Source organism: Bacteroidota bacterium (assembly GCA_039821555.1).
In the GTDB taxonomy this organism is placed as follows: Bacteria; Bacteroidota; Rhodothermia; order Rhodothermales; family Rubricoccaceae; genus JBCBEX01.
On record JBCBNX010000003.1, the window covers coordinates 370,867 to 394,311 of the forward strand.

General features: G+C 58.1%; 13 protein-coding genes and 1 tRNA gene. All 14 read left to right on the top strand.

Going from position 1 to position 23,445, the window contains the following annotated elements:
- The first annotated feature begins 71 nt into the window (after positions 1–71).
- The 14 genes from AAFU51_05880 to AAFU51_05945 all read left to right on the top strand — a co-directional run bounded on the left by AAFU51_05880 (position 72) and on the right by AAFU51_05945 (position 23,226).
- Positions 72–155: transfer RNA gene (locus AAFU51_05880), tRNA-Leu, on the top strand.
- Positions 156–312: 157 nt separating this feature from the next.
- Entirely contained in the window at positions 313–1,581 is a 1,269-nt protein-coding gene (locus AAFU51_05885; protein ID MEO1570779.1) for a site-specific integrase, read from the top strand.
- 2 nt (positions 1,582–1,583) lie between these two features.
- Entirely contained in the window at positions 1,584–2,513 is a 930-nt protein-coding gene (locus tag AAFU51_05890; protein ID MEO1570780.1) for a hypothetical protein, read from the top strand.
- A 99-nt stretch (positions 2,514–2,612) separates the two neighbouring features.
- Positions 2,613–2,900 carry a helix-turn-helix domain-containing protein gene (locus AAFU51_05895; GenBank protein ID MEO1570781.1) on the top strand — a complete coding sequence of 96 codons (288 nt, stop codon included), beginning with the start codon at positions 2,613–2,615 and terminating at the stop codon, positions 2,898–2,900.
- Between the two features lie 110 nt (positions 2,901–3,010).
- A complete protein-coding gene (locus AAFU51_05900; GenBank protein MEO1570782.1) occupies positions 3,011–3,934 on the top strand; it encodes a hypothetical protein in 924 nt (307 codons plus the stop codon).
- Positions 3,935–5,172: 1,238 nt separating this feature from the next.
- Positions 5,173–6,372: a GspE/PulE family protein gene (locus AAFU51_05905; GenBank protein ID MEO1570783.1), complete on the top strand. Its 1,200-nt coding sequence runs from the start codon at positions 5,173–5,175 to the stop codon at positions 6,370–6,372.
- Between the two features lie 134 nt (positions 6,373–6,506).
- On the top strand, positions 6,507–8,786 hold the full coding sequence (locus AAFU51_05910) for a secretin N-terminal domain-containing protein (protein MEO1570784.1): 2,280 nt from the start codon (positions 6,507–6,509) through the stop codon (positions 8,784–8,786).
- 164 nt (positions 8,787–8,950) lie between these two features.
- On the top strand, positions 8,951–10,594 hold the full coding sequence (locus tag AAFU51_05915; protein MEO1570785.1) for a hypothetical protein: 1,644 nt from the start codon (positions 8,951–8,953) through the stop codon (positions 10,592–10,594).
- A 743-nt stretch (positions 10,595–11,337) separates the two neighbouring features.
- Positions 11,338–11,784 carry a hypothetical protein gene (locus tag AAFU51_05920; protein MEO1570786.1) on the top strand — a complete coding sequence of 149 codons (447 nt, stop codon included), beginning with the start codon at positions 11,338–11,340 and terminating at the stop codon, positions 11,782–11,784.
- 36 nt (positions 11,785–11,820) lie between these two features.
- On the top strand, positions 11,821–12,360 hold the full coding sequence (locus AAFU51_05925; protein MEO1570787.1) for an OmpH family outer membrane protein: 540 nt from the start codon (positions 11,821–11,823) through the stop codon (positions 12,358–12,360).
- Between the two features lie 6 nt (positions 12,361–12,366).
- A complete protein-coding gene (locus tag AAFU51_05930) occupies positions 12,367–13,059 on the top strand; it encodes a hypothetical protein (protein ID MEO1570788.1) in 693 nt (230 codons plus the stop codon).
- Between the two features lie 47 nt (positions 13,060–13,106).
- Positions 13,107–15,161, top strand: a complete 2,055-nt coding sequence (locus AAFU51_05935; GenBank protein MEO1570789.1) for a hypothetical protein — start codon at positions 13,107–13,109, stop codon at positions 15,159–15,161.
- Between the two features lie 26 nt (positions 15,162–15,187).
- Positions 15,188–18,319 carry a hypothetical protein gene (locus AAFU51_05940; protein ID MEO1570790.1) on the top strand — a complete coding sequence of 1,044 codons (3,132 nt, stop codon included), beginning with the start codon at positions 15,188–15,190 and terminating at the stop codon, positions 18,317–18,319.
- An 89-nt stretch (positions 18,320–18,408) separates the two neighbouring features.
- A complete protein-coding gene (locus AAFU51_05945) occupies positions 18,409–23,226 on the top strand; it encodes a DUF6443 domain-containing protein (protein MEO1570791.1) in 4,818 nt (1,605 codons plus the stop codon).
- Positions 23,227–23,445: the final 219 nt, after the last annotated feature.

Consider the following 23,445-nt stretch of genomic DNA (forward strand, 5'->3'; position numbering starts at 1 on the left):
GGTGCAGAGATGCGGGGAATCCAGCGCCCCAGGGCTGAGGCTGGGCGGTGGCCACGTATATTCGGAGTCCTGCCCGGATGGCGGAATTGGTAGACGCAGCAGACTCAAAATCTGCCGCCCGCGAGGGTGTGGGGGTTCGAGTCCCCCTCCGGGTACTTCGGTGAGTCCGAAAGAGCGAGGGTGCTGCCAAAAAGTAGCACTCTCGCTCTGTTCTGGGCACTTTGGGTAGTCTGTGCTATTGCCTGAGTTCGAGCGCGACGGTACTTTGTTGGTACTTCTACCTGTACCTACTTTGCCTGGGGCACTATCAGTTTGGCGACCGTCACCCCGATTCTCCGTATCCCCAAGCGCGACAAGCGGGGGCGCTGTCCAATATGGCTCCGCATCTCAGACCGCGATGGGACGCGTTACCTCTCGCTTGGCGAGAAGGTGCTTCCTTCGCAGTGGAACGACAGGCAACGGCGTGTCCGCAAGGGGCACCCCCACGCCGATCTCTTCAACCAACTCATCGCTCAGCGGCTTGCCGAGGCGAGAGCAGAGATCCTGCGACTCAAGATCGAGCGGACATATGCGACGGCCGACCACCTGAAGGACGCGCTCGCTGACGACGATGCTGCCGACTTCTTCGAAGCGGGGCGTCTCCATCTGGCTGATCTGGAGAAGCAGGGGCGTGTAGGTCGTTACCGCCGGATCAAGGCAACGCTCGGCAAACTGGAGCGCTTCGCCTGTACGCCACTCCCGTTCGACCGCTTCACGGTAGCGCTGCTCACCGACTTCGAGACGCACTGCCTCGCGCCGCCGCCGCAGGGGCTGGGTAACAAGCAGTCAAGCGTGGCAACGAACCTCCGGGACCTTCGCACGCTCTACAACTACGCCGTCAAGCAAGGGCTGACCGATGGTGCCGACGACCCGTTCAAACGCTTTACGATCAGAAAGGGCGCACCCCCGGAACGCACGAAGCTGTCTTTTGCCGAGGTACAGGCCATCGAGGCGCTCGGCCTCGAAGAAGAGTCGCTCATCTGGCACGTCCGCAACTACTTTCTCTTCGCCTTCTACGGGGCTGGCATTCGCTTCGCCGATGTGGCGACGATGAGGCAGGCCCGCGTGATCGACGGGGAAGACGACAACGGCAATTCCGTACCTGACCGGCTTCAGTTCCGCGCGGGCAAGACTGGCAAGCTCCAGTCAGTCAAGATCACGCCGCCTGCCCGGCGCATCCTCGCCCACTACCTCGACCCGAATGAGGATACCAAGCGTGACCCCGAGGCGTTCGTCTTCCCGATGCTCGAAGGCTACGACCTCTCGACGCCGCGCAAGCTGCACAACGCCAAAAGCAGCCAGAACGCGCTCGTAAACAAGTACCTCAAGAAGATCGCAGCGCTCGCCGGTATTGAGACGCCGCTCTCGTTCCACATCGCCAGACACAGCTTCGCCGACGTGGCGCGCACCTCGGGGTGGAGTGTCTACGACATCAAGAACGCGCTTCAACACTCCAGCCTGGAGAAGACCGAGCGCTACCTCAAGGGCTTCGATTCCGATGCGCTCGACGCTCGCATGGACGACCTGTTCGGGGAGGGATAGCGATGATAGACCGAACCGAGCGGCGCAAGGTGGCCGTTCTCCTCATCCCCAAGGAGTCGCGCCCATGGACGGGTGATGCTACGCCGACGCGCTTTATACCCTCGCGGGTAGCAACGCCGCCTCCGTGGCTCGACGCGGACGAGCAGACGCTAGTGGAGCGTGTCACGCGGGATGGATTTATCGAACTGATCGAAGCGCAGGGGTATGGTGATGCGCTCGCGCTCCTCGAACGTCTCGGCAGCAAGTACTACTCCGCGGAGAAGGAACGTCACCGGCGCTTCGAGATGGTTAACGATGTAAAAGAAGTCAGGTCGGACTTGGCGAGGCTCGGCCGGACGCACGGGTTGGACGGCCAGGTCGTTGAATCCATGGACAACCTCCTGGTACTCTCGGCGAGGACGGACTTTCTGGAATGGGTCGGCACTGGAGCCGAGGCTACGCTGAACGGGTACGCCCGTTCGGAGGTGAGCCCGTCTCCCATATTCCGCGTCAGCGTCGAAGAGACGTGGGAAGCAGCAGTCGCGCAGGCACACGCACTGACGGTCGAACGGAAGACCCGCGCGAGGTCCACGCAGAATAGAGCACTCCTGCTCGACTACCGCCTCCAGACGCTCGACGATGTGCTGCGAGAGTATGAGACGTATGGGGCAGCGCTTACGTGGGAGGAGACCGAAGAAGCACAGTCTGCAGGCGCTCTGTCTCGTTCGGAGCCGCTTTCTGTGGACACACGCTCACCATACGTTCCTTACTACGACTGGATCAGGGCAACTTTCGAGTCAGCCGAGCCGGAGCACGATTCCAAGCAGGCAGCGTACGAAGAGGTAGTCCGACGCTTCGACGAGGAGCATGGAGAGCGGATGCGAGCGCTCTACGGCAAAGAGATGCTGCTCAGCACTTCCACTGTCCGGCGTGCGCTAGGGGAGCTTCAGTGATGTCTCCTGAGCATTTGTCGCGTGGTTTGTCGTCTGTCGACAGGCGACAAAGGCTCATATGCGCTCAGATTGCGGCAAACGCAAACCCGCCGCACGAACATGAACGCGCTCGCCAAAGCCCTCGCCGCCGACCTCGCCCAACTCCTGCGCCCCCTTGTTGAGGAGGCCGTTGCCAACGCGCTCCCCGACATCCCTTCGTCTGGTGCCGAACCGAAGGCGTGGTTGACTAACCGCGAGGCGATGGAGTACCTCGGCCTCTCGAAGGCCACGCTCGCCCGCTACCGCAAGGACGGCACGCTTCCCTACAGCAAAGTGGGCGCAAACGTGTTCTACCGCTTCGCCGACGTAGACGCCTTACTGAAGGCGTCGCTGCGGAACGGAGACTGAATCGCAAGGCCGCTCTCTGTCGACTCCGTCCTATATAAATAAAGGCGGATGTAGTCCCACTTTTTCGGGACTCGGGCTCGACGCTAGGGTGGCCGCAGCGAGGGCGCGGCGTGTTCGACACGGTCAAGCTTGTTCTCCCCGTCGCAGACCCGAAGCGGGTCGTGGACTGTCTCACGGACGTGGAAGAGCGCTACGGTTCCAAGACGGGGAAGAGATCGTTCATGGGGAAGGTGGGTACCCTTCGCGCTCATCTCAGTGCGAGCGATGAAGCATGCAGTCATCGCCTTGTCGTTCAGGGGAGCTTGCCGACCTACCACGGGCACCTTACTCTCGACGCTGCCGAGACGAGTAGGTGCATTGAACGCCTCGGTAATGCCCTTAGTCTTGACCTCCGACCGGCGAAGGTCTTGCGGCTCGACGTGTTCGCAGACTTCGTGCTCAGCCGCCCCGTTGCAGACTACCTCCTGCATCTTCTCGATGGTCCGCGCTACCAGCGTGTCTCCTACGACCGGCTGGGCAAGCGCTACGAACTGAAGTGGCGGCATCTTGTGTTCTATGACAAGGTGGCTGAGCGAAAGAAGAAGCGCGGCCTCATACCGGAGGCTTGGGTAGGCAAGAACGTCCTTCGCTACGAGATGCAGTTGCGGAAGCAGCCGAACCGTCAACTCGTGCTCAACCACATCTCCTTCGCTGATCTCGCCGACGAATCGTTCCGCGCACACGCGGCCGATCGCTGGCGGACCGAGTACCTCCGCATTGGCAAGCGCCGAGACTATGTCGGGGGAGTTTCCGCAGAAACCTTCAAGGTCGACCTCCAGTGTGCAGGGCTAAGAGTGGTCGGCCTAGACGCTGTAGAGACCATACTAACGTCTGCGTTCGATCAGGGGACAATCCCCGAGTGGAAATATTACCGCCTGCGTCGATGGGCACGCGACACCTACAACCTCGATGCGCGCACCGCACTTGCATCGCCTGTCGAAGAGCTAGACCAGGCGGTTGACGGCCAGCGCAATCGGATACATGTGACGTGTTAGCGAGGATGCAGCGGTAGATGGCTAGGATCGGAAGACACCAAACACGTCCGACCATCGATTACCACGTGGCATGATGAGTGAGCCCGCGCATATGCTCGCGCGGTGAGAAGCAGAGTGGGAGGGTGAGTCGGTTGGAACCGCGTCGAGGAGGCTTGTAGATGAGCTCCGAACGGGACACATTTCTGCACAAACAGGAGCGGAGGCAAGGGAGGCACGTCCTCAGAAGCCCTTCGTTACGCGGTGCCGTCAGCGTCGAAGCCTCTCCGTTGCACATTCAGTGCTACCACTTTCCAACCGAAGGTGTGGCTTGGGAAAGTGACTCAGGTTCGGTGTCGCTAAGCGCTTAGTAGTAGATGAGAGGCAACTCACCGTGAAGCACGTCCGCGACCGCGAGAGCAGGAAGTGGGTACTGCAATTGCACGTTGGACCAACGATTTGCAGCGCGGGAGTCTACCGAGGGGAGGTTTCCGCAGAAACCTTGGAAGATGCCCAAGGCGTGCGGCGCTTGCTACACACGTGAGACGACAGCATGGCATTGTCTTGCAGATTGTCGCAGGCGTGCAGCGCATGCAACGCGACGGTCTTCGATCAGCGTTGATGTAGATCAAGCCGCACGGAGTTCGGCGCGTCTGTGGGAAGTGTTCAGTGCCGACGCACTCCCAATTTTCCACCGTCTTCCACCATGTGGCAGGGGACTCGTCTAGATTTCAAGTGTATCGTAAACAATTGTTTGTGCCCATATTGGATGTGGTGGGCATGGTGAAAGAACCCGTCCTGCGTCCGCGCAATCGGTGAACTGCAATTGCAGTAGCCTCTGAGGTAAGGAAAAGGATCAATCTCCAGAACCACTGGCCCGGGTGGTTTCTGCAGAAACAGTGTCAGCTACACGTGGAGTCCGCGAGCAAGCATGCGGTCAAGTATCCAGTCGATCTGATTCTGGGTTACAGTCTCAGGGTCTTCGCTGCTCAACTCAGCATGGACTCGTTCCATCTGAGCAGCTACCGTAGCTTCAGCAAGGACGTTGGGGTCAGTCGCGGCGAAGGCTGCCAGGAATACCGCAGTGCTGCGTGATCCATGACGTCAGCCTACACCCCGTGCAAGCGGGGATGTGCATCGTCCTATTGGCGTAACATCTCTCCTCGTGAGCAGAGATTGCACACGCAGTCGCAACGGAGCGACCGGTTGCAATCGTCTACCTCCTAAGTCCAGCCTCGGTAACTACTGGCGATAGAAGCCTGATGTCATCGCTTCCCTTCGACGACCTCGCGGTAGGGCCTGCTGTTCAGCAAGTCGACCGGCTCATTACGCGCGCGGCAGCCTTGAGGGCATCGGACATTCATATTGAGCCTTACGAGTCATCGGTCCGCATACGCTACCGCCTGGACGGCGTTTTGCACCTCGCAGGTACACTTGCCCCGCACCAGCATGCAGCGCTGGTGAGTCGAATCAAAGTGCTCTCCGGTCTTGATATTGCCGAGAAGCGACGCCCACAAGACGGGCGACTCCGAGTAGACCGTCCCCATTCGCAGCCCCCGCTAGATCTTCGTGTCTCGGTGCTAGCAACCCACTTCGGGGAAAAGGTGGTGCTGCGCCTCCTCGATCGAAGTGCGCTTCGCCTCGACCTCGAAGCCCTGGGTTTCGATCCGGCTCCTCTTGCGCTGCTCCGTGCAGCCATACACCGCCCACATGGTATCGTCTTGGTAACCGGGCCGACAGGCAGCGGGAAAACCACCACACTCTATGCAGCTCTGAGCGAGATAGACACGGACCGGCTAAACGTCTCTACTGTTGAGGACCCCATCGAGTATGATCTGCCGGGAGTCAACCAGACCCAGGCACGGCCTGATATCGGTTTGGGTTTTGCCGAAGCGCTGCGCGCCTTTCTGCGCCAGGATCCCGATGTGTTGATGGTAGGGGAGATCCGTGACACGGAGACGGCTGAGATCGCCGTCCGAGCAGCCCTTACTGGGCACTTAGTGCTCGCTACGCTCCATACGAACGATGCAGCGGGAGCGGTCATGCGTCTTGCTGATATGGGAGTGGCTCCCTATCTACTTGCCTCGTCGCTGCGGCTCGTAGCAGCGCAGCGCCTACTGCGGACACTGTGTTCTGCGTGCAAGCGACCGGCCCAGTCTACAGGCGCAACTACCGCTCCCTTCGAGTCGGTAGGCTGTCCGGAATGCAATGGGACAGGCTACCGAGGTCGGGCTGCGATCCTCGAAGCACTACCGCTGGTCGGTCACGCCGCTCAGGAAGCTGTGCGGGCAGCGGACTCGGCTGCGCTCCGAGCCTTGGGGCAACACGAAGGGTGGCCTTCGCTCGCCGAGGCGGCAAGCAGAGCCGTATCGACAGGTACGACTTCTCAGGCTGAAGCGCTCCGCGTGACGGAAGGCTTGCCGGACACGGCACGTGCGAGAAGCCAGCACGAGCGCGGATGAGGAGGCAGATGCATACGATTCGCACCAAGGGCGCGGTCGAGGGGAAGACATGGGGGTGGCGAATAGCAGGCCTGTAGCCTATACTCTCGCCGTCTCTACCTCCACGCTGCTCCCGACCGACGACGCGCTTGCACATGCTGTCTTCTCGATTCATGTTCGAGCGCCGGGACATACGCACGTGTTGTGTAGTCCTTGCCGGTCTTCTCGGTGGGTTACTCATCGCTGGAGCTTCGGACGCACGTGCGCAGACGACGCCGACGCCTACAGCGGGAATCATTGAGCTGGAAGAGCGGCTACCGCGACCGGCCTTGGAGCAGATTGGCACGCTCAACTTCCGGGGCGCAGACCTCCGAGACGTACTCCGTGCTATCGCCGCCGAATCAGGTTTGAACTTGATCGTGGATGACTCCGTCCAGGGGCGAGTGACAGTCAACTTCCAGGATGTGGCCGTCATTGATGCCCTGCGGTTCCTCGCCGAGGAATACACGCTCGCCCTCGTGCAAACGGGATCCATCTTCCGGGTCCGAGTTCCTGCCCCGGCACCACCGCCCACCCCGCCGCCACCGCCAGAGCCGGTCGTGCTCTTCGCCGAGGGGCGTCTGACGCTAGACCTGGAGGCTACGCCACTTTCGACGCTGGTGCGGCTCGTGACGCAGCGTTCAGGCACTAATCTCGTCCTAGCGCAAGGCGTCACGGGCACTGTATCGGGCTTCGTACAAGATGCTCCGCTCGACGTGGCACTCCGTACCGTGCTTGCCTCATCGGGCTTCACGTTGGAACGCGATGGTGAGATTTTCGTCGTGACGCGCTCGACTGAAGAGGGGCAACCTATTCGGGGACGCCGTGACGTGGCTGTAGAAGACGGCCGCGTGTCACTTCGCTTGAGGAACGCTGATGTGGCGGACGCGGTGCGCGAGATTGCGCGTCAAGCTGCGGTGCCTATCGTGACCTACACGCTCCCGGAGGGGCGACGTCTTACAGCAGAAGCGGACGGCCTCACCGTCGAGCAAGCCCTTCGTGTTGTTCTCCGGGGCACAGGGACCGCTTTCCGCCGCGAAACAAGTGCAGACGGGCCGTACTTCCTCGTGGGCACACAGGCGGAGGACGGCCTCGTCGCCACGCGCCTTCTTCGACTAGGCTACATCGCTGTCGAGGGACTTGTGGAGTTGCTCCCGCCTGGCCTCCAGAGTCGTGCGACCATACAACCGGTACCCGAGCAAAACGCGCTGCTCGTCTCTGGGACGAACGACGCCATCGCCGAGTTGGAGGCGTTCCTTGCCGAGGTAGACTATCCTGCTCCTCAGGTGCTCATCGAGACGCTGGTAGTCGACCTGCTCGACACGGACATCAGCAACCTCGGCTTTGACTTCGGGCGCGGCCTACTACCTGGCTTTGACTCGACGGCGACACCTCCCCAGCCCTTCGACTACGAATTCCGAGGTACGACGACGGGCGAGCTTGAGGTGGTTGGTAGCGGAGCCAACGCGAATGACATCCTCGCCCCAGGGGGCGACCTCTTCGGTCTCGGCGGCATCGGAAAGCTCCCCGCCGACTTCTTCTTTCGGGTGCGTGCACTGGAGCAGGAGGGACGTGTGGCTGTGCGCAACCGCCCGCAGGTCTCGACGCTCTCGGGCAACACGGCCACCATTTCGATTGGGACGACGCAGTACTTCCTCCTGGAGACCTCGACGCCCATCACTGGCCGCAACGATGTAGTGATTCAGGAGACGCAGCGCTTCGAGCAAATCGAGGCCAACGTAACACTCGAGATTACGCCGTTCGTGAGCCCCTACGGCGAGGTGACCGCGCTCATCCGCCCGAGCTTCTCAACGCCTGTCGGCGAGTTTTCCGCAGGCATTCCGCCGACGATCTCGACCCAGGAGATCGAAGCGCGGGTACGGTTGCGGGATGGGGAGACAATCATCCTAGGAGGTCTAATCTCGGACGAGGACGTGGTGTCCGATTTCAAAATCCCGATCCTCGGCGACATCCCGATTCTGGGGCGGCTCTTTCGTAGCCGTTCACGCTCGAAGCGAGAGAGCGAACTCGTGATCTACATCACCCCCCACGTCTTCTACGGCGACGGACGCGACGACGCACAGTGGCGGGCACTCGCCGACTCGTCAGGCTTGCGGCTCTCGCCGCTGAACCCCCAGGAGTCCTTTTGGGAGCGTTTCTGGCTCTACGACGACGCGGTTGAGGAAGATGAACCAGAGCAGGATGACCCTCCGGAGACAGGCCCTCCGCCAGAGCCTCGGCGTGAAAACAGCCAGGGTGACCAGGGGCGTCGTTCTGAGGAGCGAGGCGACGAAGACGACACAATACCTACGGTCTCAGATGATCTACCCCCACTCGACATAGGTCCGGTCCCATCAGATTCTACAGGGAACGGGTCTCGTCTACGACTGCCCTGATCATTGGGCCGATCCATGCACGATTCACGGAAAGAATGCAGACAGCAACGTACTGACTCCCTCATCGAGGAACCCTCTCTGGGTGTTGCCCTGGTCTACCGCCGCCTAAGTCTGTGGCGGCATCAGCGACAGTGGGTAGCCCCAAGCTCGACGTTTCAACCTGAATGATGATCCCCTACCTAGATCGTGTTGGCGTAGGGCTGTGTTTGAGCCGAGAAGCCGCGTCGATGGTAGTGTGGCGTCGCCGCTTTGGACGGGTCCGTCTTGGTGACGAGATCCTCGTGCCCTTGGAATCGGATCCTGTAGAGGCTCTCCGAGGGCTCAGGGAAGCGAGCCTGCACCCGTTCGTCCACGTCGCGGTACCCGATGCTCTTCTTTCCTGTGAGGTAGTGGCCGTTCCTGACTTCGACGAACCTGAAGACCGAGACGCGTGGGCGATCTCAGAGGCAGAGCGACGCAGAACGCAGTTCAGTAGTGGAGAAGACGTGGTGGTCACGGCTCACGTCTTTGAGGCGCCCGTAGAGTCTGATCTAGATGTGCTGGCAAGCTCATGGGAGTCGAGCTACGGCGCACAAAGGAGTGGGGGAGCCTACGCAGAAGACATCGCGCGGTATCGAGCTGTACTGTGCGTCGTGAACCGAGCGCGCATCGAAGACGCCCTGCGTCTCCTTGGGGAGGCTGGGTTTGTCGTTGAACGCGTGGCCTCCGGTCTTGTAGAAGCAGCGACGCTGTCACTGGTATCGATATCCCACTCCGGAGATCACCATGAACGCGGTCCAGAGGCATCCGCTGGGTACACGCTGCCCCGCGTCGAGATGCGGAATCCAGGCATGCTGGCTGTAGCTGGAGCTTTTGGTACGGCTGTGCTCGAAGTGGCGCACGGACGGCCGCGATCGGTTACGATGCTCGGTCCGGCAATAGGAGAAGACACTGCGTATGGTGTGCAAGAGTTGGAGCGTTTCCATGCCCCACCGGAAGAGGACGGCGTACCTGTCCATAGCAACCAGGAGTCGCTCGAGATTCTTGAGGCCTTACGCCCTTCGTCGGCGATGGCCGCAGCTATTGCCTACGAGGCTGTATATCCAGGATTGGTGTTAGTCCAGGTGTTGCCCGAGGCCGCACAACAGGGCGTCCGGCGAACGCGCAGAGTGGAAGAAGGGAAGCGCTCGACGTTGCTCGTCGCATTTGTCGTGTTAGTGCTACTGGTTCTACTTATGGGCACCGAACTGGCTATCGGAGGACTCTCGGGTAAGACCGCCGAGCAACTCCGAAACCAAGCTCCTGCGCTGGCGCTTCTGGAGCGAGACCGAGCTGAGGTAGCCCGAATGGAACGCGATGTGATTCTGGCTAGACGCGCGCAGGCTGAGCGCACCATGGTGGCCTACTACCTGGAGGCTCTAGCGCGTGCCGCTCCCGATGATGTAACGCTTACTGAGGTGGTGATCGGCCCCATTGACGGCGTTACATTGCCCGCATATCACGAGATCACGGGAGGTAACAACCGTTTGTCAGACAGGGTATCAGGTTTTTCCCCAGAAAAAAAAGAGAGTTCTCAGAATATTGTTTCCTTTGTGATTAAGGGCGAGTCGGAGGCCAGTTCGGCTGTAGGGATGTACTCGCTGCACCTTGGGCAGCTTGACTTTGTGGTTGAGTCTAGGGTTATATCCGTCACGCAAGTATCACCGCGCGCGCTACGGCGGCAGCAGCGGGACCCCGGCGAGCGGCTCTTCACCTTTGAGCTCGCAGGCCGGGTTGCTCCACCTGCGCGCGCATACCCTACGCAAGAGCGCTCCCCCAGGAGCCCATAGCCATGCGGCATGCATGGTCTCAGCATGTCACGCTGGGACCGTACTAACGCTCACGGCATGCGTGTGGGGTCTCCAGCACGCACCGCCAGTGCTCCGCTCTAATTCCGACTTGAAACGCCAGCAGCCTGCTCCCAAGGAGCGCACCTCACGGTGGAGCGGGTTTCGGCTTGATGCAAATGAAAAATCAAGCGCTGCTGCGAGCGCGTCGGCCGAGGTGTTGTGGACCTGGGTACCTCGTCTTGTGATTGGGCTTGCTGTGTTGGTGATTGCGCTCGAGGTTGTGCCGCGTGCCTCAACCCTCGTAGGAGAAATCCGAGGCTGGCGCTCGGATATAGCGCGCGTGACATCGAGCGAGACCTTGGTGCAAGACAGAGCTTTTCTTCGCGCAGAGCAAGCTAGGCTGGCGCGTGAGCTAGCCAGTATGAGCACCGAGCGGGCTACGACCGGTGACATGCTCGGCCGGCTGGATGCCCTCGCTGCTGATTCGGAAGTGAACCTGACCCGCGTGGAGCCAGGGGTGCCGGTTTCGGAGGGGTCACAGGAGCGAGTACCGCTCGCCGTTGACCTGAGAGGACGCTTCCACGATGTCGGTCAATATGTGTCTGAGCTCGAGGCTTCGACGTTCCGGGTGCGCCGACTGTCGCTCAGCCGTTCGGCAAGGTCGGGTGCACGCCAGAGCACAGGTATGCTTGAGGCAACGCTCTCATTGGAAGTAGTTCGCACACGACAGACAGGAGGTCGCGATGCGTGAATGGAACGACCGGAAAAGTGTCGTGGTGCCGCTGGGTGTGCTAGCAGTAACCGTGTGGGCCTATGTGCTCTACACCCTTGTCGCGGCATGGCCTGCTTCAGAACCTGAGGTTCCAGGACCCACACTGCGAACGGCCGAGGGAATCGTTACGGTCGCGCATGTGTGGGGAAAAGACTTCCGAGATCCCTTTTCGGGTGCCGAACGCCCCGGCGCGTCTGTGGCAAGCGTGCAGCTAGACGCACCAGCCACACCGGATGTGGCCGTCCGTTTACGTCTCATCGGGGTCGTTGACGGTACGGCCATGCTTGAGCAGCCTGATGGTGCAGTGATCTTGGTCCGGCGCGGCGCGCAGGTCGATGGCGGACGCGTGACGTCTATGACGTCAGAAACCATCGTGCTACGCATCCAGGGACGTACTCAGACCCTGACCCTCGAATAAAAACAGACTAGCACTTTGTTTCTCTATCTCACCCGTATGAAAGAGTCTGTTCCAGCCAAGACGCGCACGTATGTCCTGGGGGCCGTAGCGGCGGCGGCACTCGTCCTGTCTGCGATCGCCTTCTGGATGTCGTCCCAAACGCCGGTCGTGGCCTACGTCGATTCGGCCGTCTTGCTAGAACGCTACGTCGGGGCGATTGAGGCGCGTGCTACACTTCAGGCACAGTTGGATATCTGGGAGACGAACCTCGACACGCTACGCCAAGAAGCAGCTGGATTTGGTGACCAGCTTCTCCGCGATGACCTGTCCCGAGCAGAGCGAGAGGCTGCGAGCGACCGACTCGAAGCGAAACAACGGGAGCTAGCTCAGTACGCTGAGGCCGTGGGCAGGCAAGCGGCTGATCGAGAACAGCAGGTGCTTCAGCCCGTCTACGCCGAACTGAACGCGCGGATCGCTGACTTTAGCGAGGTGCAGGGGATTGATGTACTCCTGGGTACAGTATCGGGCGGCAACATCCTATTCGGAGGCGACTCAGTCGACCTCACTGAGGAGCTGATCGGGTATCTCAATGATTAGGAACCTATGAGAAAGCACTCTCTGTTCGTCATCGTCCCGCTACTCGCGTTCTCTTCGAACCTGTCTAGCGGGTGTGCTCCTCGTGCGTTCGAGGATGCCGAGGCGCTCTACGCCTTCGTGAACTCAGAGGAGTATGCTGCCGTGGTGCATGAGGAGCGAGGAGGCTTCCGCTTTACGGCTCGCTATCTCCCTCCCGACGCGATGATGGTGAATCACTACCGGGCCTACGAGGAGCAGTGCGAGCGAGTAATAGCAGACCGCAGCCTGTCCGAGCTAGATCGGACTAGATCGCTAAACAGGCTTCGTAGGGAGGTGGAAAGGGTGCGAAGCGGCTACGAGGAAACTTGGAGCTTTCAGCTTACCATTGAGCCTCTGAACGGGCGCGACTTGGTCTACGAGTTTGAAGGGGCAGCCCTCATTGGAGGATATGAGAGCTGGTTGCAAACGCTGATGTTTGGTCTGCAGGCTCATCTGGTACTCTCGAATAAGACGGGAACCGCTCCGCCTATGGGTTACCACATGGACCGCACCTTCGGGACGGTACAGTCCCGAACATTCCTGATTTCATTCGCTCGGACAGGAGAGCTAGAAAAGTTTGAGGAGGGCGCGGAACTCGTGGTAGGCGAATTCGGCCTTGGCACCGGATCGGTCACCTTCCGATTCGAGCAGCTTAGCGACACCGTAGAGTATCTCCTCTAGAACACAGTTGTAAGAACGTCCAGATGCCGTTCCAAAATAATCGAATTATGCTCGCGAAGAAGCTATTGTTCATCCCCTTCTTGCTCACATCAATCTACAGCGTTCTGGTCGCGGAGGCCGCGAGGGCACAGGGGCCTAGCCAACCCGAAGCCATGCGCTTTGAGGCCGTCGATATCACTGATATGGTGAATTTGGCGACGGGCGATTTCGTCTACGCACTCCCGTTGATTTCAGTACCAGGACCTGAGGGGAGCTATCCGGTTTCTATGAGTTATCGAGCGGGGATCGGACCAAATATGGAAGCAACTTGGGTCGGGCTCGGATGGGTCCTAAATCCTGGCGCTATAAACCGAGTGGTCAACGGATATGCGGATGAGTTCAAAGGTGGTGATGTGATCACGCACTTTAGGGCCGAAGGCGAAAGGGAGTATGCGATCTCAGTTGGGGTGTCCGTGGGGACACCATTTAGTAGTGTAGGGCTGAATGCGACATACAACGTTAACTCTGGAAAAATGGGAGTCAACGCAGTTACAAGATTTCTGACCACTACTCCTATAGCTGGGATAGTTGCTCTACCTTCGCTGAGTTTAAGTGGAGGGACGTCGGGGTTCTCTGTAGGTATTAATGGAGGAATCAGAGGGGCCGAATTAGGAGCACGGGTGTCAGTGGCTACAGATGGCGCAATGAGCGCCAGCGGTAGCTGGAGCTACGGGGGAGTAGGGATTAGTGCTGGCCCAGGTGGGCTCTCGGGTCGTATCGCAGCAGGATCTGGGAGTAATGCCGTTGGGTTCAACATCAGCAGCAATGGAATGGGGGCCTCCTATGCTGGAGGCTCATTCGGAAGCTTCAGCCAAAGCAGAGCAGGCGCTGGGACAATCGAGGCAAAATCATTCGGACTTCCACCAATCGAACTTGGGATCCTACGAATTGATCTCGGCTTCAGCACGCACCAGTGGAAACTCGACGAGAAGCACTATGAGAACTCGTATGGATACGCCAGCATGGAGGCATACAGGACCAGTTCCGCAGAGAACAGAAAGTTCGAACGAGTGCTGATCTCCGGGCGAGGTGCTCCCGCTGCTTTACATCCCGCCCAAGACAACTATATCGTCGGAGCACAAGGACTCGACGGAAGTTTCTCACCGTTCGTGCGAGATGGGTACACGCTCAGGGATGGCAAGGAAGAGAATGAACAAGGCCAACTCCAACTCAAGTTTGGTGGCGACTACGATGTGGTCTACAGATTTCTCGGAGACACGGGAGGCAACCTGGTTAGTACCGAATCGCGTTGGGGTAGATCGATTGAGCAAATTATGGGGGTAGGAAGTGGTTCTGTTGAGGACCATGTTGGCACGAGGCGCATCGATCCTCATTTTGATGATCCTTTGGATCCGTTTTTACTTACGGGATTTACGATTAAAGATAGGCAAGGAAAAATATATGAATTTAAACAACCAGTTTATTCAAATTTTGAATATAGTTGGACAAATGATGATAGTCCGCCAAATATTAATTATGTTAATAATACAACTCAGACAAATACGAAGTATGCTACGCAATGGTTAATTACATCAATTAAGGGTCCAGATTATGTAGACCGTGGCAATGATGGAATGAATAATGAGGATTGGGGGTATTGGGTAAAATTTAAATATGAAGATCCTGAAATTAATCTGTGGCGAGCCCCATTTCAGCAAAATTGTGAGAATACATTTGTATTAATAAGAAATTGCCTAGAGTATAATTATGATAAAGACGATGTAGATATAAAGTCGTATTCATGGGGTCAAAGAGAGTCGGTATACCTAAGTAGTATTGAGACGGCTACACATATGGCAAAATTCGAATTGTCATCGTCGTATAATAGGAGTGAGCCACTAGGGGCACAGGAGTGGGCGAACGGTGTTCGATCTGAGGTGGAGCAAATTGATGGGGATACATTTAGGATCGAAGGGAATCTGTCTTCAAACATCAATGATGCGGATCTAGATGCACCTATATTCTACGCTGCAAATCCTTCGTTAGGTAGCCCTTGTACGAAGATCTACTATAGAAGAGATATGGGCCCTTCCTCTCAGGGGGGGGGTGGGATTATTCGATAAGTACAAGTGGGGTCAATCAGTATACTGTGTTTGACCTTGTAGTTGATTATCCTATTTGTTCGGAGTATAGCCATGGGTCATATGTGGGGCCCGAACCTGTAGACGTGGTTGTGAACCACGACCAGACAGGAAAAAAGCTTGACGCGGTAAAGCTCTACCTCAAAAACAGCGATGGGACACAAGGGCCACTCGTTAGTCGGGTTGAACTCGATTACGACTGGTCGTTGAGAGAAAAGTTTTCATCTTCAATGTGCTATCTGGGAGCTCCATGTCCGGACGGCAGCACGGAACAGGGTTCCCTGACGCTGAAATCAGTTAGCACCTATGGAATCAACGATCAACTCGTGGCTCCCCCGTACCTATTCCAATATGCCGGGGGGCAACTATCTGGGTCGGATCTGAACCCAACGTGGTCACGCTACCTTTTCGACGAGTGGGGGTCATATCGATCCTGGGAGAATTTGAACGATTGGGGGATCGGTAAGACCGATACACCCCAGCAACAGGACCAAGCAGACCTCGCTGCTGCGTGGAGCTTGACACGCATCACGACCCCAACCGGAGCGCTCATAACGATTGACTACGAGAGCGACGACTACTTCTATGTCGGGACACACTTGCCTGCTCACGAAGCGACGTCCTGGGAAATGAGCCCAGCCTCTGGAAGCTCGAATAGTCGCGTCGTCACAGACCGGATTTTCTATGGGGGAAATTTTGCGGTATCGGACAGCATATTCGTAGAGAGCGAGTATGTCTACGAGGCCGTCCCTCGTTCCGAACCCTGGGGCGAAGCGGCGCCAGGAACTCCTTCCGAGAAGGGAGGAAGTAGAGTGTTCGGCGAGTGGGTCACGATTGACGAGAAGTTCGCTGATGGTTCCGTTCGAATAGATGAAGAGATAACCTTCTGTCCCGATCAAGCAGTCTCTGGTTGCGGACCTAGACCGGACTCCCTTTACATCTACCTGAGCCTTAAGCACCGACACTTTGCGTCAAGCTACCCTCCGGAGGTATATGGCGGCGGGGTGCGCGTGAAGTCAATTTCGACGAGACACGGAGTGGGCGAGTACAGTACCACGTATTCGTACGACCTCCCCAATGGGAGAAGCTCAGGCGTAGCGACTGCACTCAACAGCCCTACAGAGTTCTACGCGTGGACGTTGGAATCACCGACTGCTGTTGCAGAAGCCCTCGGCAGGGAGAAGGGTTATGTAGACAATATGTATGCGGCGCGACCTGCGCGCTATGGGAAGAGCGCCCCTTCTGTTGTCTACTCGCGAGTGCGCGTTGAAAACGCTACCAACGATGAGTCCTCTGGCTATACAGACTATGAGTTCAGTGCAGAGGAAGGCATGGTCGGGTACCCGGTCGCCACGACGTACTACGAAAAGGTGGGAGGAAACTATCGGGCCTCAAAGCGAGAAGAGACGGTCTATGCCTTTAGCTCAGATCTCCAAAACGTTGCCCGAATCGTGCGTCCAGGTGCGCAGCCGTCCTCGGTTCCAAGCGTTATGTCTAGCAATGTCGAGGTAGGAGTCACTCAGCAGAAGTATGAGTATGAGGTGGAAAGCGAGTCTAGCGGTACATCATCCTCGAGAATCGATAGGACTTACGACAATGTCTTCGTGGTCGGGACACGCTCTATCGAATATGCCTATGAAGCCAACGGTCAAGCGAGTAGCCGAATTTCAGAGGCCAGGATGACGGGCTTTGACGCTCTCACCGGAACCCCGACTGAGACGGCCCAAGCGCATGAAGACGGAGGCGTAAGCTATGCCCGGACAGTACCTGCGTACTGGCTCTACCCAGACTTGTATGACGAGAACATGCTCTCGCAGCAAGGAATGCAGTTGGAGTACCTCGACCGTAGTCGAGTGTTTGACGTGAGCACATTGAAGAGCTACACCTACCCAGACCAGCACGTGATCAGTGCATCGCTCACGACGTGGTCGCCTAGTTTGCCGGTGCTCGACGTGTCCTCTGGAACAGCGAGCGTTCCTGAACCTGGGCAGCAGGTTTGGCGAATGAACGACACCTACGTGTACGACCAAGGTTTCAGAAACGCGGATGGTACACGCATGAGTTACACATCGCCATCTACGACCCTCCTCAACTATGAGGGCCTAGACTATCGCTCCCAGGCTGCTGGAGCACCTTGGCGGATGACTTCAAACGTGACGACATACGACCGCTATAGCCACCCGGTCGAGAGTGTTAGCCGCGATGGCAGTTACACGGTTTCGTTCTACAATGCGGATGAGTCCCTCCCGCTCGCCATTGCCACGCGAGCCCGGTTAGACGAAATAATCCACGTGCCCTTTAAGGCTGGTGAGCCCCTACGTATCGGGACGCAGACATGCTCCGCTTCCGAGTGTACAGTCCAAGGACGTCGTACAGCCTATCTCTTGACGGGTACTAAGACATGGTCCACGCCCTCAGCAGCGAAGACCTACACGGTAGAGGTAGTGCTCAAGCCAGAAGACGGTTCCTCAGGAATCAACCTCCAGATAGGCGGGCAGACCCGTCACGCTACGCCTTCTGGAACGACATGGTGGTATCCCGTACGAATCCGGGGCGTGGCGGCTAACACAGCAGTGCAGTTCTCTGCAAATGGGAGCGGTGTCCAGTTGGATTACCTACGCATCTATCCCGACGAGGCACGGATGCAGCACTTTGACTACGACGCACTCACGAGGCAGGTTACCGTGATGACCGATGCCAACATGAACAGCCGATTTTTCGAGTATGACGATGCCGGTCGACTCATCCGAGTCCGCGACCTCGACGAAGCGGTTGTGCAACAGCACCAGTACGTCTATGCCCGCTTCCAAGACAACGCACTCAAGCCGGAGGTCTATTTCCCGGGCCAGGTTGATGCCTATGTGGTTGAGGGTACACCCCTGGGTCGGACTGGTCAGAGCCACACGTACGAATTACGCCCGTTAACCGGGGCAGGGTCTACTCAATGCACGTGGTACTCGAGGTTTGATCCAAGCGAACTCTTCCGTCTGAGCCGAGATTGGGACCCTCTTGGGGCGGGGGTTTCCCAGTCCATCACGTTCCCGGCTACGGAGGGTACCCTGGAAATCCGATGCGATGTGTCAATTGGGGGAACTACGCAGACGTATCGCACTCAAACGACAATTGTACAGGGATCATGAACTGGACACAGCCCCTACGTAAGATGGTAGCGCGCTTAGGTCTAAAGTCGTGGGTCTTTCTCGGGGTAGCCCTTGTTGCCCAGACGAGCATGGCCCAGAACGCGACTTCGGGTGGAGGACCAAATGGGCCGAATGATCCTCCATCGAACCCCCTGCCTCCGGATATTCAGAACCTCGATGTAGAAGACTACAGCAGCGTATACCGTGACTTATGGCTCACGTTCGAGGTGATCGCGCCAGGAGACCAGGCATACGTTCGTCTATCGAATGGGGATTGGGAATGGAGCCAAGAACTGACCGATGCTGTGTCTGATGATTCAGGTAGTAATCGCGATTCGTACGTTGAGGTAGGGGCGCTGGCGGCCGGCACCTACCTACTCCAAGTGTACGTGGAGAATCCTCAAGGGTCTATTGTCGTGGAAGATGAGTTTGAGGTCACCCTCGATGACGAGCGTGTTCACCACAACTACGTGCGCTCATCCACACCGCGTACCCGTGTCTGGACTGGAGGGCTCGACACGCTTGTAATTGCGGAGGGGCATAAGAGCGAATCCATCGCGTTCTCGGATCAAATGGGGCGTGCTTCTCAAGCTGTCCAGATCCAAGCCTCGCCGGACGTGGGAACCGGACCGCGTGACATCGTATCGGTTTCAGAGTACGATAATCTCGGGCGGCAGACGAAGACGAGGCTCCCGTACGTCTCAGAAGGATCGATCCCCGGTGCCTACAACCTGAACTCGCTTGATGTACAAGAGGCTTACTACGAGGCCCCGCCGACAGGTGTGGAGGCGATCGAATACCCCTACAGCCAAGTTGAATTCAAAGATTCGCCCTTGCAGGTGGCCGAACGAGCGATCAGCGCCGGAGACGACGAAAACCGCGGCAGCGTGTTTGCCACCCATCGGTTTAACGACGCAAACGATAAGGTCTGGCGCTGGACCACAAACTATCTGACCGGGTCCAATGACGACCCCGAAGATGTTGGGATCTGGTGGGGGGGCAGCGGAGGTGACACGGGCACGGCCCTACACGCCGCAAACACACTCTATGTCACCTGCACCACCGACGAGAATGGGCGCATCGCGGAGGAGTTCAAGAACGCGGCGGGTCAAGCACTCCTGAAACGAGTCTTCCTCGGTACCGACGCTCAGGGCAATCCAACCAATACGGATCCAGTCGATACGTACTACATCTACGACGACCAGGGACGTCTCCGCCTCATTCTTCCGCCGGAGGGGGTGAAGTACCTTGAAGCTTCCAACGGTAATCCGGACACGAGTACCGGAATCTGGGAAGCGCAGCACTACACGACGCGCTACTGGTACGACTACGCAGGCCGGGAGATCATGAAGAAGATCCCGGAAGAGCATGCCGTAACGACGGTCTACGACCGCCTGGGTCGCGTGGTGGCCCGGCAAGATGGGCCGCTCCGGCGAGAGAATTCGTGGCTCTTCACGAAGTATGACGCCCAGGGCCGCGAGATCATGACGGGCATCTATCGCAATGATGCCCTTGTTCCCGGCGCGAGCGAGTGGGACATGGACCCCCGAATCTTCCAGCGGCTCATGCAGGACTTCGTGCTGAACGAGCAGAAGTTCGAACGCTTCGCGGACTATGAAACCTTCAAGGACCGCTCGGGCGAGGCCAATCCTCCGCCGTTCTCGTACACGAATGAGGCCTTCCCGCGTCTAACGTTTGACCATGAACCAGATGTTGATAACCCGAACCACGAGCTACTGACGATCACCTACTACGACGACTACGACTTCCCTCACGCTCCGCAGGAACAGCGAAACGGTCACCAATGGCACCGCGTGGAGGCGTTCTTCGAGGACGACCAGGGTAACCTCACAGAGTCGGCCTACTGGGACACCGAAGTGAAAGGGCAGGTCCTCCGCCCAGACCGCCTCTGGAGACGCACGCTGGGCATGACGACGCGGACAGAGGTACGCGTCCTGAAGGCGGCGCGGTCCTATATCCCGTCGCCTGACTTTGCGACGGTGCTCATGCAGGACCGCCAACTTTCGTTCATCACAGACATCAAGGTCTGGACGGAAGGCCTCGAGACGGCCGCCTGGAACGGTGGCTCGGCGGGCGTGACAACGGCGGAAGTAGAGTATTGGCAAGACGAGATGGATGCCAACGTGGACGTGACGCAACTCGATAATCTGGAGGAGGACTCGTTTAACACGCTGCAAACGTGGCTCGACCAGCTCTACAATGTCTCGGTGAGCAACAGCGGGACGGCGTACCTCGACGGGCCGACGCTGCAGAATTACAACAACAGCCTCGACAACATGGAGGGCATTGTCCGGCAGGCGACGATGCAGCGCGAGGCCGACGACATCGGAGCGTTCGCCGACTCACTCTTAGCTGAGGACGTAGCATTCTTCGCTGAGATGGACGCGGACTCGCTGGACGCGGAGTTGCGCCAGACTGCCCCCGTGCAGAACGACCCAGAGGCGAGCGCCACGGGGACGATCCGTGATTGGATTACGACCACGCAGTACTACGACAAGTATGGTCGCCCCATCCAGACGATCCGCGACGGCCACCTCGACGGCATCCGGGACATTGCCTCGACGCGCTACACCTTCGATGGGCGGGTCTCAGACACGCATCACTACCAGGAATCCACGAGCCTCGACCCGCAGACGCCGACCGAGATTAGCTTCACGCAGGTGACGCTGCACGAGCGGTTCACCTACGATCACGCCGGGCGACCTCTGCGTCACTACCGCCGCGTGAACGACGAGCCGGAGGTGCTGGCGGCAGAGACGGTCTACAATGAACTAGGCCAGGTGATCGAGGAGCGGCTGCACTCCAACGACGGTGGGACGACGTTCGCGCAGACCATCGACTACACCTACCACCCGCGCGGCTGGGTGAAGTCGAAGTCCTCCGATCTGTTCGCGATGGAGTTCTACTACGAGGACGCGGCGAGCATCCCCGGAGGCACAGCGCTCTATGACGGCTCTATCGGCGCGCTCGACTGGACCTCGCCGGATGACCCAGATCTGACGAGCACCGTGCCTCAGCGGCGGCGCTCCTACGGGTACCAGTATGACAACCTCGGGCGACTCACCGAGGGGCGCTACCGACAGTATCTGATGACGGGTGCGCTTGATGGGGGGACGAACAACCTCTACACGACGGAAGGGATCACCTACGACCTGAATGGCAACCTGCTCACGCTTAAGCGCTATGGCAACGTGAACGGGCAGAAGCATCTGATCGACGACCTGACCTATCACTACGCCAACGCGCACACGTACACGTGGCAGATCGGCGACCAGCCTGCGGACCTGAACACGAACAACCGGCTCGTGGCTGTGGAGGATGCAGCCTCAGGTACGGCGGCCGATCACGGCTTTGAGAACACGGTGGCGTATTCAGGTGGGAGTACGGACCCGGACGTGGAGACGGCAGAGTACTGGTACAACCAGAACGGGGGTACGGTGCGTGACCGCAACAAGGGGCTCTGCTGGGGCGAATACGCGGTGAACAGCCTGCCGCGCTACATGGTGTTCACTGATCCCAACACGGGAGAGTGCGGCGGGCGTTCCGTCAACTGGACGTACGCGGCGACGGGGGAGCGGCTGCGCCGTGAGGTGATCTCGGGCGGGGCGTCGCAGGAGACGACGGACTACTTGGGGGCGCACGTCTACCGCAACGGCAAGCTCGACTTCGTCTCGACCGCCCAGGGGCGTATCGTGCCGTTCCGGTTCCGGGTGGTGAGCGACGACTGGATCATCGCACCGATCACGCCGGGCCTGCTGACGCCGATCAGCGGAGTGCAGCGGGTGTCCGAGCACGAGGCGGACACGGTGGCGGTGCTAAAGAAGGAGTTGACACCGGTGCCGAAGAACAAGTTCATCCGGCAGTGGTCGCACGAGTACGTGTTGCGGGACCACCTGGGCGGGATGCGGGTGCGGTTCCGTGCGGGGAGCCAGACGGCAAGCCCAACGGCTGTGGTGTACCAGTACGCGAGCTACTACCCGTATGGTATGGAGCACGGAGGGCAGAGCTACAGCCGGGGGGACCGGGACGACGAGCTGTTCCACGGGAAGCGGCTGGACGAGGGGCACGGGCTGGACTGGCACCACTACGGGTGGCGGTACTACGACGCGGAGATCGGGCGGTGGACGATGGTGGACCCAGCGGATGAATATCAAACGGCATATGCCTACGTAGGGGCCGATCCAGTCAATTATCTTGACCCCGATGGAGCCCAGTCAGCGTGGGCTCAATATAGTCGATCCAGATCTAGCTCATTCTTTAGTTTGAGGTGGGCATTTGGGTGGATGGAGGAACGGTATAATCAGTATGCTGAAAAGATAGGCATCCCGCAAGTCGTAACTAGTTCTCCAGAAGTGCATAAGGGCGTTGCTGGAGTGCGAGTGCTTGCAAGTCGTGTAGGCGTAGCTGGAGCAGGAGTGGCATTCGTGGGAGCTGCGTTTGCGACTGGGTGCGGAGGGGGTGCTGGTTGTCTTGCATTTTTTGGTACAATAACTACAGGGGGGGCAAATGTTGCGCTAGGGGCTTCAGCTGTAGATGCGGGTGGTGCTATAATTCAGGCAAGAAGAGGCGAGACTAGTCGCTGGGATCCTGTGATTTCTATAACTGTAGGCTTGGTCTTTAGTCACTACTCAGGAAGGGCATTGAGAGGGTTTGCGGTGGCGCCAATTAGAGAGTTCTCGGATCTTTCTCGTCCATTGCCAATGTACGACGATCTAATACTACCGTTTTCCTCAAGTATGGAAGATGTATTAGGTGGTTATGCGACTGCGGCCAACTCTGTACTAAATAGATTTGCGAAAAATATTGCTTGGAGTATGGTAGAGGAGCATGGAGGTGAAAGTGTTTCGTCGGAGCCACTAAGTAGCTGTGTAGGCCTGACATGTTAGATGGCGCTGGAGTGGTCATGTTGATACTTATGATCGCGGGAGTTTTTTTGAGCTATCGACATTACAAGGACTATAAAAATACAAATAATGGAAATTATTTATATTATTTTATAATAACAATAATATTGACTATTCTTGCTGCAATAGGAGTTTTCTCATAGGTTTTCCATCAGATTGTCATAATTTAGTTGTTTTTATGTTGGTATCATTCATTGGAGA

What these genes read in the sequence shown, in the direction of transcription:
- AAFU51_05925 (MEO1570787.1), top strand. Translation starts at nt 11,821, where the DNA reads ATGAAAGAGTCTGTTCCAGCCAAGACGCGCACGTATGTCCTGGGGGCC.
- AAFU51_05890 (MEO1570780.1), top strand. Translation starts at nt 1,584, where the DNA reads ATGATAGACCGAACCGAGCGGCGCAAGGTGGCCGTTCTCCTCATCCCC.
- AAFU51_05945 (MEO1570791.1), top strand. Translation starts at nt 18,409, where the DNA reads ATGGCCCAGAACGCGACTTCGGGTGGAGGACCAAATGGGCCGAATGAT.
- AAFU51_05895 (MEO1570781.1), top strand. Translation starts at nt 2,613, where the DNA reads ATGAACGCGCTCGCCAAAGCCCTCGCCGCCGACCTCGCCCAACTCCTG.
- AAFU51_05920 (MEO1570786.1), top strand. Translation starts at nt 11,338, where the DNA reads ATGCGTGAATGGAACGACCGGAAAAGTGTCGTGGTGCCGCTGGGTGTG.
- AAFU51_05915 (MEO1570785.1), top strand. Translation starts at nt 8,951, where the DNA reads ATGATGATCCCCTACCTAGATCGTGTTGGCGTAGGGCTGTGTTTGAGC.
- AAFU51_05930 (MEO1570788.1), top strand. Translation starts at nt 12,367, where the DNA reads ATGAGAAAGCACTCTCTGTTCGTCATCGTCCCGCTACTCGCGTTCTCT.
- AAFU51_05935 (MEO1570789.1), top strand. Translation starts at nt 13,107, where the DNA reads ATGCTCGCGAAGAAGCTATTGTTCATCCCCTTCTTGCTCACATCAATC.
- AAFU51_05905 (MEO1570783.1), top strand. Translation starts at nt 5,173, where the DNA reads ATGTCATCGCTTCCCTTCGACGACCTCGCGGTAGGGCCTGCTGTTCAG.
- AAFU51_05910 (MEO1570784.1), top strand. Translation starts at nt 6,507, where the DNA reads ATGCTGTCTTCTCGATTCATGTTCGAGCGCCGGGACATACGCACGTGT.